Source organism: Bacillus sp. FSL K6-3459 (assembly GCF_038003305.1).
GTDB classification, from domain to species: Bacteria; Bacillota; Bacilli; order Bacillales; family Bacillaceae; genus Bacillus; species Bacillus pumilus_O.
In genome coordinates this window covers 961431-979265 of the sequence record NZ_JBBOOW010000001.1, presented here as the reverse complement: position 1 = coordinate 979265, position 17835 = coordinate 961431, and the positions used below count along the sequence as shown (strand labels likewise).

Here is a 17835-nt window from a genome sequence, read left to right as displayed (position 1 = left end):
TATTCAGAATTATTTCACATCATGATAAATGGTCAACTTTCCATTGTAACAAACATAGACTCATAACCAAAAAGATTCCAATTTTTTAGCATCTTCTATATTCATAGGCTCTTTTTTCCTGTATACTTACTCCATATGAACACGACAAAAAACAGCGAAAAAAGACAGAATCTACTACATGATTCGACACAAATTTTTGATTTATTGGAGCGATTGTAATGCAACGGGTTACGAAAAAACAGACACCTTCAAACACGATGCTGCTCTCAAAGGCGATTGGTTTAGTGATTCTGTCACTGATCCTCTTTTTTATTTGGGATATATCTAAAACCAACATGCAGGCAGCAGATCAGCCAGCTAAAATGTCTGCGAGCAGTCAATTTCGAGACACAAGCACAAGTCTGAAAGCAAAAGATGATTCTACGAAAACATTAGATGCACATTTTAAGATCAACCCAAACAAACATGTAACGGATCAAACGATCTTTTTAACCTTTGATGATGGTCCGTCAGCGACATCAAACCTGCTTTTAGATGTGCTCAAGGCGCATCAAGTAAAGGCCACATTCTTCATGCTTGGGCCGCAGATGAAAGAACATCCGGCAGCTGTGAAAAGACTTCATCAAGAAGGGCATCAGTTAGGGCTTCATGGGATCACACATGATGTGAAACGCTTTTATCAAAAAAGTGATTCTCCCGTCAATGAGATGAAGGAAGCTCAGCGCATTTTGGCTTCTGTCACAGGAGAGTATACACACCTTGTGAGAACACCTTATGGCAGCGTCCCAAATTTAACTGATCAGCAAAAAGCACGTTTAAAACAAAAAGGCTTTATCTACTGGGATTGGACAATTGACAGTCTTGACTGGAAATATAAAAGCTCAAAATATGTACCAGAGGTATTGAATCAGCTGCAAGTGCTAGAGACAAAACATCCAAAAGAACCAAAAATCATCTTAATGCACGATCAGCCAGCAACGGCAAAATACTTAAACAGTTTGCTCACACAGCTAAAAGCGAAGGGCTATACATTTGAAGTACTTGATGAAACAATGAAGCCGCTGCAACAATAAAGAAAGACCCGCTCCTATTGGATGCGGGTTTTTTAATGACTTATAAAGTTTTCACGAGATCACCGATTCGCTCATGAAAGACAAGATCAAACAGTGGATCGTATTCTGTCTCACTCAAATTCATCATCACCTTGAAGATGGAAGGATTTTGAGCGGCATCCTCTGGAATATATCTTGCTGGCGCTACTTCTAGAGAAGTCCCCATGACGAGCAGAAGGTTCGCTTGCTGAAGTGATTTCTCTACTTGATCAAAATGTTTGACCCTGTCTCCAAAAAGGACAACATCTGTTTTCAGCACTTGTCCACATGTCCGTCCGTCTGCGGAAACCTTGAGACATACAGGCACTTCTTCTTGTATTAAATAAGGCAGTTCATATGTCGCTTGGCACGATGGGCAAGTAGCTGTTTGAATGGAACCGTGGAGTTCATAAACTTGCTGGCTTCCTGCTTTTTTATGCAGACCATCAATATTTTGGGTGAAAATCTCTACATGTTTTCCCTGTTTCTCAAGGCTAGCTAAAAAGGTATGCCCACTATTCGGCTCGTACGACCCGCTCATTTTCATCTGAAACAATTCCTTGAATTTCGGCCAAAATTGATGAGGATTTGATAAAAAGTAGGACCTGCTCATTGCTTCCATGCGAGTGGTGTCTTCAGTCCATAACCCGCCCGTTGACCTAAAATCAGGAATACCTGATTCTGTGCTCATACCCGCACCTGAAAGTACCGTAATATGTGAAGCCTGCGTTAATTTCTCTCTTAGCACTTCCACCTTTGTTTGATCCACGTACCATTCCTCCTTTATTCACTCAGCTGTTTTTCACCTTTTTGTTTCATGTAAATGGTCTGTCCAGGGAAGGCAAATTCTACACCTTCTTCATGGAAGATATCCATGATACGGTAGTTAATGTCCTGTTTGATATTCAGGTTTTCAGCCCAGGCCGTCGTGTTTGTGTAAAAGTTGAAAAATAAATTCAAATAACTGTCTGCCAGTACATCGAGATTCACCATGATTGTCTCCTTGTGTACCCCATCATGCTCATCAAGCATTTGTTTGAGACGCTTGATACAATGGTCCAAATTTTCCTTTGGTGTATTGTAGGATACACGTACGGAAAACGTAATTTGGCGTTTATTCATTCTCGTCCAGTTCGTGATTGGTTCCTTTGAAAGCGTAGAATTCGGAACTGTCACGACAGCTTCAGCAGGTGTTCTAAATTTTGTACTTCGAAATGTAATATCCTCGACAGTCCCAAGAACACTTGGTGTCTCCACAAAGTCGCCCATTGTAAAAGGCTTCTCTGTAATGATGACGATCCCTCCAAAAAAGTTCGCCACCGTATCTTGTGCAGCAAGCGCAAAGGCTAGACCACCTAGACCGAGACCTGCCACAAGCCCATTTACATCATAATTAAATTCCTGTGCAATGACACTAATACTTAGTGCAATAATAATGAAACGAAGCACCTTTGATAAAAACGGCGCTAAAATATCATCCATTTCTAATTCAAATTTCGAATTTACTTTTTGAAATAAGAAAGAAGAAGCTGCGGTTAGATTACAAAGTCCCCACGTCAGCATCAATATAATGGAGGATCTATATAATTTGACGATGACATCCATATGATGCTCAAAGTATGGTGCCTGTCTTAACGCAAAATATAACCCAAGTGCGACAAAAAACAGCCTGGCTGGCTTTTCGAATGCCACAACAATTTGGTTAATGACCTCCGTTTTAGACCGATTGGTCAGCCTAAAGAGAAGATGAAATAAGTACTTCGTAAATACTTTCCGAAGCAATAAAAAAAGCAATAAAATACAAAGACTAATACCGATTTGGATCGCAACATCTACTGTAAAATATGTATCCATCCATTTTTGTGTAAACATGTTTGTCTCTCTCCTTTAAAACAATCCTCTCTAGTTTATAATATAACCTTCGTTTATGTCCTCTCATAAATGTCTGACCTCTAAATAAAAAGCCTCGGGACGAGTCCCGAGGCATGTAGTTCAATTATGAAATTTTGGCTTGAGACATATCGACGGGCAGCAAACTACTTTTTCTTCTGAGCCTGATCAAGGAGAGTCGCTTTAAACATTTCAGCATCCGTTTCGACCTTAATACGTTCTTCCACTCTAATTCTCCCTTTACCCAATCATCTCGCCTCCTTTTCATCATTATAAAACATCAGAATTTTCAGTCAACATGACGAAAGCACTAATATTTTGGCGAACGCTGACGATTTGGACAAAATTGATCGAAGAAAAAATTGATGTACTTCAGATTTACTCAATCATGGCTTGGGATATTCCTGCAACATCCACATTCGAATCATCATACTTTCTTAGCAATCCGCTTCACCATTACATACAGCTCTTCTTTCGTCCATATAGTAAAGAAGGAAAAACGGTAAAGCATTTGATATGATAAGACCAGAACTTAAGTCAGGGAGCTGGAGCAAGTGTACATTATTGCGCATAGAGGATCATCAAACACTGCCCCAGAAAATACAATTGCCGCATTTGATTTAGCTGTTCAGCAGGGTGCAGATTATATTGAATTAGATGTACAGTTCACATTGGACCAGCACGTTGTTGTGATCCATGATGATACAGTTGACCGAACGACGAACGGGAACGGCTTAGTCAAAAGCTATACTCTTGATCAGCTGAAAAAACTGGACGCAGGAAGCTGGTTTGACCATCGATACACGAATGAACGAATTCCAACATTACAAGAAATTCTTGAAAGATACAGCCAGCGGATCGGGATATTGATCGAAATCAAACACCCCAAACGGCAGATAGGAATTGAAAAGGCAGTTGCCCGTATCATCAACCGGTTTGCCTATTCTCGCCATATGATGATTCAATCTTTTGATGATCATGCACTTCAAAGAATCAAAGCTTTCGCCCCTTCTCTTCGAACAGCTTTGATTATAAAACCTAATGCATTTAAACTAACGAAAAGAAAGTTAACAGCATACAGCTCGTTTGCCAATTGCCTTAATATGAAGAAAACGCTGATCAACAGATGGTGGATAGACCGCATCCACACATTCGGGATGGATGTGTTTATATGGACTGTGAAAGATCAAAAAACAGCCGATCGGATCAAAAAATATCCCGTTAATGGAGTGGTGACGGATCACCCCCCATTTTTTCTAAAGGAGAAATGAAGTAAATGAAAGCGTATCTTGCCGTATTTATTGGCGGACTGATTGGAACTCTTTGCAGATATGAACTTAGTGAATCTGTTGTTAGCCAAATATTTCCCTATGCAACGCTAATCGAAAACGTAACAGGCAGTCTGATTCTTGGTTTTTCAACAGGATATTTTATGTTCCAAAAGAGAAAAAAATATCTTGCCGCTTTGATCGGAACAGGATTTTGCGGAGGTTTTACGACAATGTCCACTTTTTCTAAAGAAACGATTCTTTTATTACAAACTGGGCAATTCACTTCAAGTGTGATCTACACCCTGCTCTCAGTCATTGCCGGAGTAGCCGCTGCCTTATGTGGACTAATGCTAGCTCAGCGACTCTTTCATCGAAATAAGCAGGAGAAAGGAGGCAGATAAATGATCGTTTTATATACAGCTATTGCTGGCGGATTTGGCAGCGCCCTTCGCTTTTTCATTAGCCAATCGATACAGAAAACTAAGCCTCATGCTCGTTTCCCGTACAGTATTATTCTCATTAATTTATTAGGTGCTGCCGGTTTAGGTATACTGACAGGTGTCGTGACTGCCAATCATCCGCTACTTGTGATCATTGGAACAGGTTTTTTCGGTGGCTTTACAACATTCTCTACGTTTAGTGTAGAGTCTGCGACCATGCTACAGCAGCGGCAAATTGGACAACTTGCTGTCTATTTATTGATGACAATCATCGGGTCTTTCTGTCTCTTTGCTGCGTTCTATCAAATTGGACAACACCTTTTTTAAATATTGGTAATCGCAGCTAAGCTAATGAGCAGTTGATCCATAAGCTGGCGCTTCATTAAAAAGAGGGTTTTTTCACTGTAGCCGATTTCCATCGCACACTTGGCCATACGCCAATCTCGAAAGTATTTGTAATCAATGAGCTGCTTCTCTATCTCATCCAACTCTTTTAATGCAGTTTCAATACAAGCAACGATGAGTTCATACTGATTTTTTTGCTCTTCTAACTTCTTCCGTGTCATGTGATCCAATTGATGCGGATTTCTTCTTTCAAGCTGTCTTTCAATATTTAAAATCGCAGCCTGGTAATTTTTGAAATTCTTCAGATGGAACTCAATTCGTTTCATTGAGGTTTTTTTCTCCGTGATACTGGCTGTTTCATACCAAAGCATGCCCATCCCCCTCTATCGAACATTTGTTCTTATTATAACTCGAACGAGCATTCGTAAAAAGAGACTAAATACCTAAAAAAACCTTGAGCTTATTTTTCGCTCAAGGTCATTTCATTTACTAACAGCGGCTCTTTTATATCAAGCCCTGTGCGTGTATTTCCTTTTTCTGATGATGTGACGCCTTTTTTCAGGTCGATCTTTTTCACATAGCGTCCATCCATCTCCAAGACCTTCATCCGAATATCATCAAGATAAATGGATTGTCCTTCTCGGATATCAATGTTCTCATTTAAGATTAACCCGCCTATTGTATCAATTTCTTCATCATGATAGGACATTTCGATCAAATCTTGAATTTCATCTAATCTGACTTTGCCATCTAAAACATAATGATGATCGGCTCTTTTTTGAATAACCGGCTGCTCATCTTCATCGAATTCATCTCGAATATCGCCAACAATTTCTTCTAAAATATCTTCTGTTGTGACAAGTCCAGACGTTCCACCATATTCATCGGTTAAAATCGCCATATGCATTCGATCGCGCTGCATCTTGACGAGAAGCTCCTGAATAGGAATCGTGTCAATGACCTCAATCACTGGATATATATAATCTTGAATCTTCAGTTGATCTTTTTCTACTTGATATACAAGATCTGCAAAGAGCTGCTTTTTGTTCAGCATGCCGATGACATGATCTTTATCGCCGGAAAACACGGGAAAGCGTGTATACTTCTCCTGCGTCATGATGGAGAGAATTTCATCTAGCGGCATATCTTCTGGAATGGCACAAATTTCTCTTCGCGGAACCATGATCTCTCTGGCAATTCGATTATCAAAGTCGAAAATTTTGTTCATATAATTATATTCTGATGGGTTGATTTCCCCATTTTTTAAGCTCTCAGATAATAAAATCTTTAATTCTTCTTCAGAATGGGAATGTTCTTTTTCAGACCCCATATCGATGCCCATCATTTTGGTTAGGACACGAGCTGACCCGTTTAACACATAAATGAAAGGGTACATTAGGATATAAAATGCATGCAGCGGGCCTGACAGCCAGAGCGTCATTTTTTCCGCCTTTTGAATCGCCAGTGTTTTTGGTGCAAGCTCACCGACGACTACATGCAAAAAGGTAATAATAGAGAACGCAAGTGTTGCTGAGATCAGGCTGATTGCTGAATCAGGAATGTTTGTCAAACCGAAACCTCGAACCAAAAGTTCTTTTACAGCTGGCTTACCAATCCACCCTAAACCAAGGGATGTCACTGTAATACCAAGCTGACAGGCTGACAAATATTCATCCAGCCTTGATGTCACCTTTTTCGCCACGATGGCCTTTTTGGACCCTTCGGCAACAAGCTGATCAATTCTTGAGCTTCTCACCTTTACGATGGCAAATTCAGATGCAACAAAGAAAGCTGTTAAAGCAATCAAAACACCGACTATACTCAGATTAACAATATCGTCCATTTAACCTTGCTCTTTCTTAGAAGAACAAGGAGTCACCTCCTGATTGATGATGTTATGTTTTGTAAAACGGTTAACTGATTAAATAAGACTATATTGAGGGCCCCACTTAACCACCTCCGGTTCACGTATAAATCCGCTTCTCTACATATATATGAAACGGTATTCATTTTATCTTACCATAAATAATCTGAAAATTCCTGTATCACTATGTTAAATTTGACAGGACCATTTAGACTGAGAAATCCCTCTCTCCTCTTCATATCGGCAGGAAATCTGAACAATTAACTTGTATTTGAGGCTAGAATTATATTAAACTATTTTCATAAACTATAACGTGACGGTTAGGAGGAGATGTTCAGATGGGGCTGAGAAAAAGTATCGTATTGGTGAACTAGCACAGATTGCACAGGTGACGAAACGTACTGTAGATTATTATACAAATCTAGGGTTGCTTGCGCCTGTTAGATCTTGCTCAAATTATCGTTATTACGATGAACATGCTTTAAAACGATTACAATTAATCGTTCTTTGCAAACAGCAGAGATTGGCTCTTTCTGACATCAAATCCAGATTAGATGAACAATTCCCTTCTCAAAAGGAAGACCCTGATGAACTTGTCCATTTAACCTCTGATATCGATCGGATGAACGAGCATATGGACCGCATTTTGGTACGTTGTAAGCAGCTTGAACCAGAACAACGTGAAAAATTAAAAGAACAGCTTACACCCGAGAAGATGACGGCTGTCCAATCATTTTTACTGCTGTTAAGTTAAAATTTTTACTAAACAGGAGGTGTTACCTTCGTTCTCAAAGTCAGAACGAAGGCCTTAATTGGACATAGTTAATTTACTTATAGTTGCTTTGCTTATAGCTTTAACCGCATTTTTCGTTGCATCAGAGTTTGCGATCATTCGCTTAAGAAGCTCAAGAATTGATCAGTTAATCGCAGAAGGTAATAAAACAGCAGTTGCTGTCAAGCATGTCACGACTCACCTTGATGAGTATCTGTCGGCCTGTCAGCTCGGTATTACCATTACCGCCCTTGGTATTGGTTGGTTAGGGGAAGAAACAATTGCGCACATGCTTGCTCCACTATTTGTAGAGCTGTCCATTCCTCAATCAGCTAGTTCTATTGTCACTTTTATTATTGCGTTTAGTATTATGACGTTTTTACACGTTGTGGTTGGAGAACTTGCACCTAAAACACTCGCCATTCAAAAGGCGGAGCAAGTATCTCTTCTTTTTGCTAGACCGCTCATGATTTTTTACAAAGTGATGTTCCCGTTTATCTGGGTATTAAATGGATCTGCTCGTTTGTTAACAAAAGCGTTCGGTCTTCAGCAAGTTTCTGAGCATGACATGGCGCACTCTGAAGAAGAATTGCGGATTATTTTATCAGAGAGCTATAAAAGCGGCGAAATTAACCAGTCTGAATTCAAATATGTAAATAAGATTTTTGAATTTGATGACCGTCTGGCGAAAGAAATTATGATTCCTCGTACCGAAGTTGTCAGCTTCCCTCATGATATTACTATTGAGGAAATGCTGAAAGTGACCAAGGTTGAGAAATATACTCGTTATCCAATTGAAGATGGCGATAAAGATAATATGATTGGTGTACTGAACATCAAAGAGGTTCTCACAGCTTGTATTAGCGGTGAGTGTTCTACAAGTGATACGATCGAAAAGTTTGTCAATCCAATTATTCATGTGATTGAAACCGTTCCTGTACATGATTTATTGCTCAAAATGCAGCGCGAACGTGTACACATGGCGATTTTATCAGATGAATATGGCGGTACAGCTGGTCTTGTGACTGTAGAAGACATCCTTGAAGAAATCGTCGGTGAAATTCGTGATGAATTCGATATTGATGAAATCAACGAAGTGCGTAAACTTGGCGAAGACCATTACATCTTTGATGGAAAGGTTCTAGTTGACCAAGTCAACCTGCTCTTAGGTACGCAGCTTGATAATGAAGAAGTCGATACGATTGGCGGCTGGTTCCTTACTCAGAAATATGAAGTTGAGAAAAATGACACCATTCGTGAACAAGGCTATGAATTTATTATTAATGAAGTCGATGGACACCATGTGGTATATATCGAAGTTAAAAAGTTAAATGAACAGTTAGCAGAAGCCGCTGAAGAAGGCGCTTCTTAATAAAAAAACGACCCTTGCCAAAGCAAGCGGTCGTTTTTCTTATGCTTTTTCCATTAATTGAGCTTCAAGTTCCTTGATTCTTGTGTTTAAAACTTCTGTCATGGCACCTAATCGTTCTTTTGGCGGTAGATGCTCAAATTCTGACTGCTCAATCGGTTTACCGATAATTAAGCGCATTTTTCCCTTTTTAAAAAGACTTTTTGCATTGGACGGTCCTTTGTACGCTGCTGGGACGATTGGCGCTTTACCAAGCTGCGCAATGGTAACCGCACCTCTTTTTAAAGGTACATCTTCTGTTGTACGTGTTCCGCTTGGAAAAATCCCAACGATCTTTCCCTCTTTTAATAATTTAATGGGCGTTTTAATACTGCTTGGCCCAGGATTCTCTCGATCAACTGGAAAGGCATGAATCTTCTTTAAAAATCCACCGATCCATTTATTTGCAAACAATTCTTTTTTCGCCATGTAATGGATCTCAAACGGAAGAATCCCTGCGCCTAATGCAAGAACATCCACAAAACCCTCATGTGTACATGCAATGACAAATCCCCGATCCGTTGGCAGATTCTCTTTTTGATATACTTTGATTCCGCCTCGAAGAGTAAATATTACTTTAATGGTATAGCCTGAAAATTTATACATAGTGCACTTCCTTTGTTTGAAGAATGAAGGATTTGTTTCTATTATAACAAATTTTTTATTACCTGGTACTAAAAATTTCTTGAAACAGCTAAACCATTACATTATTTTTCGTTCAATATCATCATTCTTTCTGTATTCAGGTCTATGGTTTTAGGAGAGAATAGAAGAAGAATTGTGTCCAATTTTGTCGTTTTTTAAGGTTTTTTCCTGATTTGTTCTATTGAAAATGCTTTATAAATGGTGCAAATTTCGCTATGATAAGGAGAAATGATTTTGATTCGGCGAAAGAGATGAGTATTGTACGGTATTGAGAAGTTTCGTGCAACTTTATGCCTTTCTTATGCGTGTATAACATAGAGGGGAGAAAAATCAGTGACGATCGATGAAATTTATCAAATGTATATGAACGATGTTTACAGGTTTCTGCTCTCCATGACAAAAGACAAACATTTGGCAGAAGACTTATTGCAAGAAACCTTTATGCGTGCTTATATACATATTCATTCCTACGACCATAGCAAAGTGAAACCTTGGTTATTTCAGGTGGCACGAAATGCTTTTATTGATTATGTCAGGAAACATAAAAAAGAAGTGACCATATCGGATGATCTTATTGGCGGTCTTTTACAAACGTCTGTACAAAGCCCTGCTGAACAGGTTGAAATAAAAGAAGTCCTCAACATGTATTTGGAGCAGCTTCCAGATAACTACAAGGAAGCGTTGACATTGTATTATTTAAAAGAACTGAATTACAAGGAAGCATCCAAGGTCATGAATATTACTGAAGCAAATTTTAAAAGTGTTTTATTTCGTGCAAGGCAGCGCCTAAAAGCACTTTACAACAGAGGTGTTAATGATGAATGAAGAGTTTAACAAGCGATGGGAACAATATAATAATGGTGAGATGAACGAGGAAGAAATGATGGCGTTTGAAGAAGAGCTTGAAGAAAACGAAAAACGCTTAAGTCAGGAACTGAACGACTCGGATTGGACCGATTTTTCCATCAGTCCTGAAAAGCAAAAAGCCATCTTGCAATACGGAAAAAGAAAGTCTTATTTACGTATTTCTGTACTTGCAGTCATCTCTACCCTTATTATTTTACCGCTTTGTACATTAGGAAGTTATCTATATTACGGCGTTGGCGGAGCAGAGAGTAAAGGGAATCACTTCATGGAAACAGCCGCTGTAACAGTCGCTTTGACAAAACCAAACGTGGCGATTGATATGAAGGATTTGAAAGGCCAAGTCAAGCTTTTTGGAATGAACACCGAATTGAAGCTGCAAAAACAAATTGGCAATAAAACAGAAGCCATTGGCAGTGAACAAATCGAGATGTTTTTCGATAAATTAAAGCAGCCTACGATTTCATATTATGGTGACAACTCACGTAATACGGAGGATTTCTTTACTCATCCTTCTACTCAGGCAGATGCATCTAAAAAACAAACACTGACTACTTTAGACAAGCTCCCTGAAGGAACAGTCAGTGAAGTGTATGTTTCCTATAACAAAGCGTATACACCAAAGGACGTTTATTCCTTTGCTAAAAAATATGATATGAAAGTGCTCTGGAATGCGATTAGAACAGAGGATTCTTTAAGCGGGAATCAGCGGGCAATTGGCTTTCCTGGGAGAGACTCTGAATTCTTAAAAGAACTTCAGCACACATCAAAAACAGAGGTCGATCAATTTAAAGATGCCCTTACTTACGTCAATCAGCACCCAACCTGGGCAAAAACGATCTCTGGCAGACCTGAACTGGATCTGTCAAATCGAATACGCTATATCAACCAAAATGGTGTTACGATTTATGGCTCTGTGATCACAGGTCCTTCGAAAGAAATCGAGAAATTTGTGAAGACAAAACGCATTAAAACGGCAAAAGTGAGCGAGGTGGAATTATGGAATTGGTAAGAATTTTTAAAGAGCATAATGTATTTGGCTGGATTTCTGTCGGTACAGCGATATTATCTCTGCTCATGCTGAATCTCGCCATTATCAGTAATGTGACATTTTATTCTTTTCAGATGCTTCCTTTTGCAATGGCCGCAGTTCCATTTGGCATTATTGAACTGTTCATAAAAAAAGGCCGTACGGGCCCTGGATTCCTCGGAGTCGTACTGAATATCTTTGTCATTGTGTGTGTCTATGCCATCGTATCGATCGATGTCGATCTTCAATTAGGCTTTTAAGCCGTTCTCAGTATGAAAAGCCCGTGTTACTTGTTAATGCCAAGTAGCACGGGCTTTTTTCTATCCCATTATTTTTTATTTAATTCTGAGTGTTTTCTTGAATATAAGAAATACACTACCAGCCCAATGGCCAGCCAGATTAAGAAACGTACAAATGTGATAGAGCCGAGTTTAAAAATGAGCAGTCCACAAGATAGAATAGCTAAAATTGGAATCAGTGGAACTGCTGGGCATTTGAAGGCTCTCGGTAAGTCTGGCTGCGTTTTTCTCAACACAATGACCGCCACTGAGATCAAAATGAATGCTGACAGTGTTCCGATGTTTACTAGACTTGCCAGCTCATCCAGTGGAATAAACCCACCCATTAATGCTGACAGTGTTCCGAAGAACAGTGTATTAATATACGGTGTTTTATGCTTTGGGTGAACCTTTGATAGTATCTTTGGCACCAATCCGTCACGGGACATGGCAAACATGACTCGTGTCTGACCGTACAGCATAACAAGCATAACCGTTGTCATCCCAAGAATCGCCCCGACATCTACAATACCAGCCACCCAGTTTTGTCCGGCTACTTGTAAAACAAGAGACACTGGATGAGATACTCCCTCAAAATTCATGAAAGGAACGATACCTGTCATAATCGCACTAACAACGACGTACAACACTGTACAAATCAATAAAGAAGTAATGATTCCTCTCGGCAAGTTACGTGAAGGATTCTTTGTCTCCTCTGCCGCAGAAGCAACTGCATCAAACCCGATGAATGCAAAGAATACAAGGGCTGCTGCACTTAAGACACCTGATGTACCAAATGGAACGAATGGCGTCCAGTTTTCAGGCTTCACATATTTCACAGCTACTAAAATAAAAAGCAGGATAACCGCAATTTTCATTATAACCATGATGTTATTCACACGTTTTGATTCTTTAATACCAAAATACAGCAGGAAGGTGATGATCATTAAAATAATAAATGCAGGAAGATTAAAATATGTCACTTGCCCCTTTAAACCACCCGGTGCTGCTGTTAATTCCACTGGTATATGAATGCCTATCCCATTTAAAAATGACACAAAATAGCCTGACCAGCCCGCTGAAACGGCACTAGCGGCAAGCATATATTCTAATATCAAATCCCAGCCAATAATAAACGCTAAAAATTCCCCCATTGATGCGTACGTAAATGTGTACACAGACCCTGACACAGGTACAGTAGAAGCAAATTCGGCATAAGACAGGGCTGCAAACAAACAAGCAAGACCTGCAATGACAAATGATAGAACAAGTCCTGGTCCTGCAGTGACAGCTCCTGTACCAGTCAGAACAAATATCCCTGTCCCGATAATGGCTCCGATGCCTAGCATCGTTAAATCAAATGAACCCAATTCCTTTTTTAACGCTTTTTCCCCTTGTGTTGCCGCGATGAGCTCTGAAATGCTCTTTTTTCTAAACAATGAATTGCTCATACCATCACTCCCAAAACTTAGTATCAGTCTATAGTCGCCACAACTTTATTATTCACAATATTTTCTGAATTTTTAGATTATATTTAGCGCAATAAATTGGTGGCGTAAAATTATTATATATGAAAATTAAAAAATGAAAACACTTTTTTTGAAAAACAGAATGGAAATTCTTAAATACTCATAAAACATTTGTCAAATAGCAAGTTAGATTTTCTTCCTTCTTTATTCAATTAAGGCCTCGGTCCTCTCTATTTATTATATAAAATCCAAAAATATATTTTTTTAGTATATTTATTATTCAGCAAAAATAAGACCCTTCTTTTTAAAGTGGGTCCACATTTATAGCCTTTAGACTGATACTGCTCTATGTAGAAGGGTTCAGTCTCCCACACAAATGAAATACGAAAAAAAGACTGCTTCATCAGCAGTCTCTAAAAATAAATTAGTTTACAAATGTTTTTGCTCCAAGGTAAATCGGCTTCCAGTAGCTTGAGTTCATATCACTGATCGTCACACCATCAGAAGCAGCATGTATAAACTTGTTGTTCCCAATGTAGACACCCATGTGAGATGGACCCGATTTATATGTTGTAAAGAACACAAAATCGCCAACCTTTGGAGAAGATACGCTTTTCATTGATCCCCAGAAACCTTCAGTTGTTTGTCTTGAAATCTTTTTTTGTTTGTTAATGATATACCACATAAACCCGCTGCAATCAAAGCCCTTTGGTGTCGTTCCACCCCATCTATATGGTGTGCCATTGTGCGCTTTAGCATCCGCAACGAGCTTAGACGTGTTCAAAGAAGAAACAGAAACTGTTTTTTCTTTCACAGGTGTTGTCTTCACTTTTTTAGACGTCTTTTTGACCTTTAGCTTTTGCCCAATTTTGATCAAGTTTGTTTTGAGTTTATTTAACGATTTCAGCTCTTTTACAGTCATGCCGTACTTTTTGCCGATTTTAGATAACGTATCACCTTTCACAACTTTATGCGTCGCTGTCGCTGACGCCGCTTTTACTTTTGTTGTTGTTTTAGATGTTTTCGTTGTTTTTTTTGCAGCAGTACCATTTACTTTTAACGTTTGTCCAACATAAATCGTGTTAGATTTCAGTTTATTGTCTGATTTAATCTTGCTCACGCTTGTCTTATATTTTTTCGCTAGAACAGAAAGAGAGTCACCTTTTTGAACTTTTACTGATTGTGCTGAGGCAGCTCCGGCAAATAATGTCGTCCCAAGTAGAACTGCACTTGCAGCTGTGATCAATTGTTTTTTCATTTGTTCCTCCTGTATGTATCTATCGTGATCCGAATTTTTATCTACTTACTATTATAAGGATCAAATACCAGAAGAAATAGTCTTGACTTCCTACGACATTATGCTTATTAATTCGGCAAAATTTATTTTTTTTTAGGGTTCTTTATATTTCATTTTCATTACACAATCATGACAAAATAAATGCATCTCGTCATGGAAAAGTGATACATTCATTTCTCTTTTTGGCTCATTCTATGTAAAGTGGACCTTTACAATTTTAAAGGGAACTTTACGATCCTGTAAATGGGAATCCACAATACTGCTCTACCATTGTAAACGTAAGAGCGATACATAAACATTGAGGAGGCAAAATGAATGAGTGTGTTGAAAAGCTCGAAAACGAAAATCGCTGCAGTGGCGGCAGCATCTGTGCTATCGATTGGCATTTTTTCAGGAATTGAATTTGGACAGGCTGACAAAGCAGAGGCTAAAAAGAAACCCAAAAATGACGTACAAAATGTGATCGTGCTGATCGGGGATGGCATGGGAACACCGTATCTTTCAACTTACCGTTCATTTAAGCACAACGGAGACCTTTCAAAACAAACAGCGTTTGACCCTTACCTCACTGGCATGCACAAAACATACCCTGACGACTCGAAAAGCAATATCACAGATTCAGCAGCGGCTGGTACAGCTATGGCAACTGGTAAAAAGACTTACAACAATGCAATCAGTGTAAATAAAAACGGCAAAAAATTAAAAACAGTTCTAGAAGAAGCAAAACGGAAGGGAAAATCTACGGGGCTTGTCGTGACCTCTGAATTAACGAATGCTACCCCTGCTGCGTATGCGACTCATGATGTATCGAGAAAAAACACAGCAGCCATCGCTGATGATTTCTTCGATGAAAAAATCGGAAAACAGCATACAGTCGATGTCATGCTTGGCGGAGGACGCGTCGATTTTGTCAGGAAGGATCGTGATTTAACGAAGGAATTTAAGCAAGCCGGATATGATTATGTCACCAATAAAGATGAATTACAAAAAAACAAAAACCAAAAGGTGTTAGGCATTTTTGCTGATGGCGGTCTTGATAAAGCGATCGACCGTGATAAAAAGACCCCTTCCCTGCAAAACATGACGTCCTCAGCCATTAAACAGCTGTCTAAAAACAAAAATGGATTTTTCCTTATGGTAGAAGGCAGTCAAATCGACTGGGCAGGACATGATCATGATATTGTGAGTGCCATGAGTGAAATGAAGGATTTTGAAAAAGCATTTGAAGAAGCGATTCGTTTTGCAAAAAAAGATAAAAATACGTTAGTCATCACCACTGCCGATCATTCAACTGGCGGACTTTCCTTTGGGGCAGGCGGCTCAGGCAACTGGGATTACAAACCGGTAAAAGCAGCGAAAAAGACCCCTGATTTTATCGCAAACAAAATCGTCAGTGGCATGCCTGTTGAATCAGCGCTAAAACAGTATATCGATCTTGATTTCACAAAAGAAGAAATGGCCTCTATTCAAAAAGCCGCTGAAACAAAGGATGCGGTTAAAATTGATGATGCAATTGAAGAAGTGATCAACGTGAGATCACATACAGGCTGGACCACATCAGGTCATACGGGTGATGAAGTACCATTCTTTGCGTATGGACCAACAAGCCAAAAGCTAAAAGGTCTGATGGAAAACACCGATCAAGCAAAACACATTTTCCAACTGCTGAAAAACCAATAAGATTAGCAAAAAAAGATGTCTGCTCAGAGACATCTTTTTTTGTTTTTTTATGCGAGATATTTTCTGTGAACTCCTTTTCCATCATACGAAAACATGACTTCTTTTCCTTCAAGAATGGATTCGATATGCACACTTCTTCCCCAAAGCTGATGCAAATATGGGAGTACTTTTTCTAAGTATTTCAAATCTAGTTCAATGCCTTCATACCAATGTTTAATATAAAGTTCATTGTTTTTTAAATAGTCGCCATCCATCACTGTCAAATAAGGAAAGCCGCCATTGACCCTCATGCTGACTAGTTGATCACGAACAGCCTTCCATTCTTTATCGATGACTTTGTAATCTCTCCCTTGTTTTTGAAACAAGTACAAGTCTTCTCTCATCACAAGGTCTTTTGTTAAGTAATTTCGAATGAAGGAAATATCTGATTCAATCTCCCTGACTTCAAACATTTTGCTGCGGCCTGATCCTTTTGTCACCCCTGCTTTTTTTAATTCTTCACATGGATTATCATAGCGCTCTTCGATATCTTCAAAAATCTTCAGTCCTAAATAGTAAGGATTGATGCCTGTTTTTGACGGCTGTACCACGCCAGCATTTAATTTGGCAAACTCAATCGATTCACTTGAATCTAAATCAAGCTCTCGCATAATCCGCTGATGCCAATACGATGCCCAGCCTTCATTCATAATCTTTGTTTCTAGCTGCGGCCAAAAATAGAGCATTTCCTCCCTCAGCATCGTGAGGACGTCGCGTTGCCACGGCTCTAACTCCCGGGAGTGCGCCTCAATAAAGAGTAAAATATCTTTTTCTGGCTTTGGTGGAAATGCCTTGACGATTTTCTTTTTCTCACGTATTTTTGGCTCATCCATTCCCCACAAATCATCATACGGCGTCTGGCGCTTTGGCTGGTCATCTTCATATTCTTCTTCATCGCCGATATTCCAGCTTAGTTTTGAGCGAACAAGAGACGGATCAATATGCTCCTGGAGAGCCAATACGGCGTCTAAAAAGGATTCAACTTCTTTTGTTCCATGGAGATGCTCATATTCTTTGATCCGCTCTGCCGCTGCTGACATGCTTTCTACCATGTCTCGCTTTGTGTTTTGGAAACGGCAATTATTTTTGAAGAAATCACAGTGTGCCAGTACATGAGCCACAATTAATTTATTTTGAACAAGCGTGTTGTTATCAAGTAGAAAGGCGTAGCAAGGATTTGAATTGATGACCAGCTCATAAATTTTGCTTAATCCTAGATCATAATGAAGCTTCATTTTATGAAATTGTTTCCCGAAGCTCCAGTGGCTGAATCGTGTTGGCATTCCGTATGCACCGAACGTATAAATAATTTCCGCGGGACAGATTTCATACCTCATCGGATAAAAATCTAGACCAAATCCTTCTGCAATTTCTGTAATTTCATCAATGGCTTTTTGTAAAAGACGTTTTTCAGATACGCTCAAGGAAACCATCCCTCCTCATCGGACTTAT

The 17835-nt window shown here is 39.2% G+C and carries 20 protein-coding genes; 11 read left to right on the top strand and 9 right to left on the bottom strand.

Going from position 1 to position 17835, the window contains the following annotated elements; all coding sequences use genetic code 11:
* Positions 1 to 218: 218 nt before the first annotated feature.
* On the top strand, positions 219 to 1073 hold the full coding sequence (locus MHI35_RS04725) for a polysaccharide deacetylase family protein (protein WP_144522440.1): 855 nt from the start codon (positions 219 to 221) through the stop codon (positions 1071 to 1073).
* 40 nt (positions 1074 to 1113) lie between these two features.
* Here the strand turns inward: MHI35_RS04725 and MHI35_RS04720 are convergent, their stop codons facing one another.
* From MHI35_RS04720 to MHI35_RS04710, 3 genes are all read right to left on the bottom strand, one after another.
* Positions 1114 to 1845: an NAD-dependent protein deacylase gene (locus MHI35_RS04720; RefSeq protein ID WP_417894673.1), complete on the bottom strand. Its 732-nt coding sequence runs from the start codon at positions 1843 to 1845 to the stop codon at positions 1114 to 1116.
* Between the two features lie 29 nt (positions 1846 to 1874).
* Positions 1875 to 2963 (bottom strand): mechanosensitive ion channel family protein, encoded by a 1089-nt coding sequence (locus tag MHI35_RS04715; protein ID WP_335348940.1) that lies wholly within the window; start codon positions 2961 to 2963, stop codon positions 1875 to 1877.
* A 164-nt stretch (positions 2964 to 3127) separates the two neighbouring features.
* Entirely contained in the window at positions 3128 to 3229 is a 102-nt protein-coding gene (locus tag MHI35_RS04710) for a YhdX family protein (protein ID WP_008359843.1), read from the bottom strand.
* Positions 3230 to 3279: 50 nt separating this feature from the next.
* Here MHI35_RS04710 and MHI35_RS04705 point away from each other — a divergent pair, with 50 nt between their 5' ends.
* The 4 genes from MHI35_RS04705 to crcB (MHI35_RS04690) are packed head-to-tail and all read left to right on the top strand — an operon-like array spanning position 3280 to position 5019.
* Positions 3280 to 3501 (top strand): hypothetical protein, encoded by a 222-nt coding sequence (locus MHI35_RS04705; RefSeq protein ID WP_144522438.1) that lies wholly within the window; start codon positions 3280 to 3282, stop codon positions 3499 to 3501.
* A gap of 34 nt (positions 3502 to 3535) precedes the next feature.
* Complete coding sequence (locus MHI35_RS04700) at positions 3536 to 4252, top strand: glycerophosphodiester phosphodiesterase (protein ID WP_335348941.1); 717 nt, start codon at positions 3536 to 3538, stop codon at positions 4250 to 4252.
* 5 nt (positions 4253 to 4257) lie between these two features.
* Positions 4258 to 4653 (top strand): fluoride efflux transporter CrcB, encoded by a 396-nt coding sequence (gene crcB, locus MHI35_RS04695; protein ID WP_211063249.1) that lies wholly within the window; start codon positions 4258 to 4260, stop codon positions 4651 to 4653.
* Positions 4654 to 5019 carry a fluoride efflux transporter CrcB gene (crcB, locus tag MHI35_RS04690; RefSeq protein ID WP_144522435.1) on the top strand — a complete coding sequence of 122 codons (366 nt, stop codon included), beginning with the start codon at positions 4654 to 4656 and terminating at the stop codon, positions 5017 to 5019.
* Here the strand turns inward: crcB (MHI35_RS04690) and MHI35_RS04685 are convergent.
* Together MHI35_RS04685 and MHI35_RS04680 are read right to left on the bottom strand one after the other, a co-directional pair.
* Entirely contained in the window at positions 5016 to 5408 is a 393-nt protein-coding gene (locus tag MHI35_RS04685; RefSeq protein ID WP_211063250.1) for a transcriptional regulator, read from the bottom strand. The two genes, crcB (MHI35_RS04690) and MHI35_RS04685, sit on opposite strands and share 4 nt — an antisense overlap.
* 89 nt (positions 5409 to 5497) lie before the next feature.
* Positions 5498 to 6880 carry a hemolysin family protein gene (locus MHI35_RS04680; protein ID WP_144522433.1) on the bottom strand — a complete coding sequence of 461 codons (1383 nt, stop codon included), beginning with the start codon at positions 6878 to 6880 and terminating at the stop codon, positions 5498 to 5500.
* A gap of 334 nt (positions 6881 to 7214) precedes the next feature.
* Here MHI35_RS04680 and MHI35_RS04675 point away from each other — a divergent pair, with 334 nt between their 5' ends.
* Both MHI35_RS04675 and MHI35_RS04670 read left to right on the top strand, forming a co-directional pair.
* On the top strand, positions 7215 to 7655 hold the full coding sequence (locus MHI35_RS04675) for a MerR family transcriptional regulator (protein ID WP_144522432.1): 441 nt from the start codon (positions 7215 to 7217) through the stop codon (positions 7653 to 7655).
* Positions 7656 to 7713: 58 nt separating this feature from the next.
* A complete protein-coding gene (locus MHI35_RS04670; protein ID WP_012009419.1) occupies positions 7714 to 9045 on the top strand; it encodes a hemolysin family protein in 1332 nt (443 codons plus the stop codon).
* A 39-nt stretch (positions 9046 to 9084) separates the two neighbouring features.
* Here MHI35_RS04670 and MHI35_RS04665 read toward each other — a convergent pair whose 3' ends face one another.
* Positions 9085 to 9687 carry a lysophospholipid acyltransferase family protein gene (locus MHI35_RS04665; protein ID WP_144522431.1) on the bottom strand — a complete coding sequence of 201 codons (603 nt, stop codon included), beginning with the start codon at positions 9685 to 9687 and terminating at the stop codon, positions 9085 to 9087.
* 372 nt (positions 9688 to 10059) lie between these two features.
* Here MHI35_RS04665 and MHI35_RS04660 point away from each other — a divergent pair, with 372 nt between their 5' ends.
* From MHI35_RS04660 to MHI35_RS04650, 3 genes are read left to right on the top strand one after another with little or no spacing between them, the layout of a single operon-like run.
* Positions 10060 to 10551: a sigma-70 family RNA polymerase sigma factor gene (locus MHI35_RS04660; protein WP_003211938.1), complete on the top strand. Its 492-nt coding sequence runs from the start codon at positions 10060 to 10062 to the stop codon at positions 10549 to 10551.
* A complete protein-coding gene (locus tag MHI35_RS04655) occupies positions 10544 to 11602 on the top strand; it encodes an anti-sigma factor (RefSeq protein ID WP_144522430.1) in 1059 nt (352 codons plus the stop codon). The genes MHI35_RS04660 and MHI35_RS04655 overlap by 8 nt, the downstream gene beginning before the upstream one ends.
* Positions 11590 to 11880, top strand: a complete 291-nt coding sequence (locus tag MHI35_RS04650; protein ID WP_024425288.1) for a hypothetical protein — start codon at positions 11590 to 11592, stop codon at positions 11878 to 11880. The genes MHI35_RS04655 and MHI35_RS04650 overlap by 13 nt, the downstream gene beginning before the upstream one ends.
* A gap of 68 nt (positions 11881 to 11948) precedes the next feature.
* Here MHI35_RS04650 and MHI35_RS04645 read toward each other — a convergent pair whose 3' ends face one another.
* Complete coding sequence (locus tag MHI35_RS04645) at positions 11949 to 13349, bottom strand: amino acid permease (RefSeq protein WP_144522429.1); 1401 nt, start codon at positions 13347 to 13349, stop codon at positions 11949 to 11951.
* Between the two features lie 442 nt (positions 13350 to 13791).
* Positions 13792 to 14625, bottom strand: a complete 834-nt coding sequence (locus tag MHI35_RS04640) for a C40 family peptidase (RefSeq protein ID WP_144522428.1) — start codon at positions 14623 to 14625, stop codon at positions 13792 to 13794.
* Between the two features lie 354 nt (positions 14626 to 14979).
* On the opposite strand from MHI35_RS04640, the gene MHI35_RS04635 reads away from it, so the two are divergent.
* Positions 14980 to 16344 (top strand): alkaline phosphatase, encoded by a 1365-nt coding sequence (locus MHI35_RS04635; RefSeq protein WP_335348942.1) that lies wholly within the window; start codon positions 14980 to 14982, stop codon positions 16342 to 16344.
* A gap of 47 nt (positions 16345 to 16391) precedes the next feature.
* Here the strand turns inward: MHI35_RS04635 and MHI35_RS04630 are convergent, their stop codons facing one another.
* Complete coding sequence (locus tag MHI35_RS04630) at positions 16392 to 17816, bottom strand: SpoVR family protein (RefSeq protein WP_392387433.1); 1425 nt, start codon at positions 17814 to 17816, stop codon at positions 16392 to 16394.
* Positions 17817 to 17835: the final 19 nt, after the last annotated feature.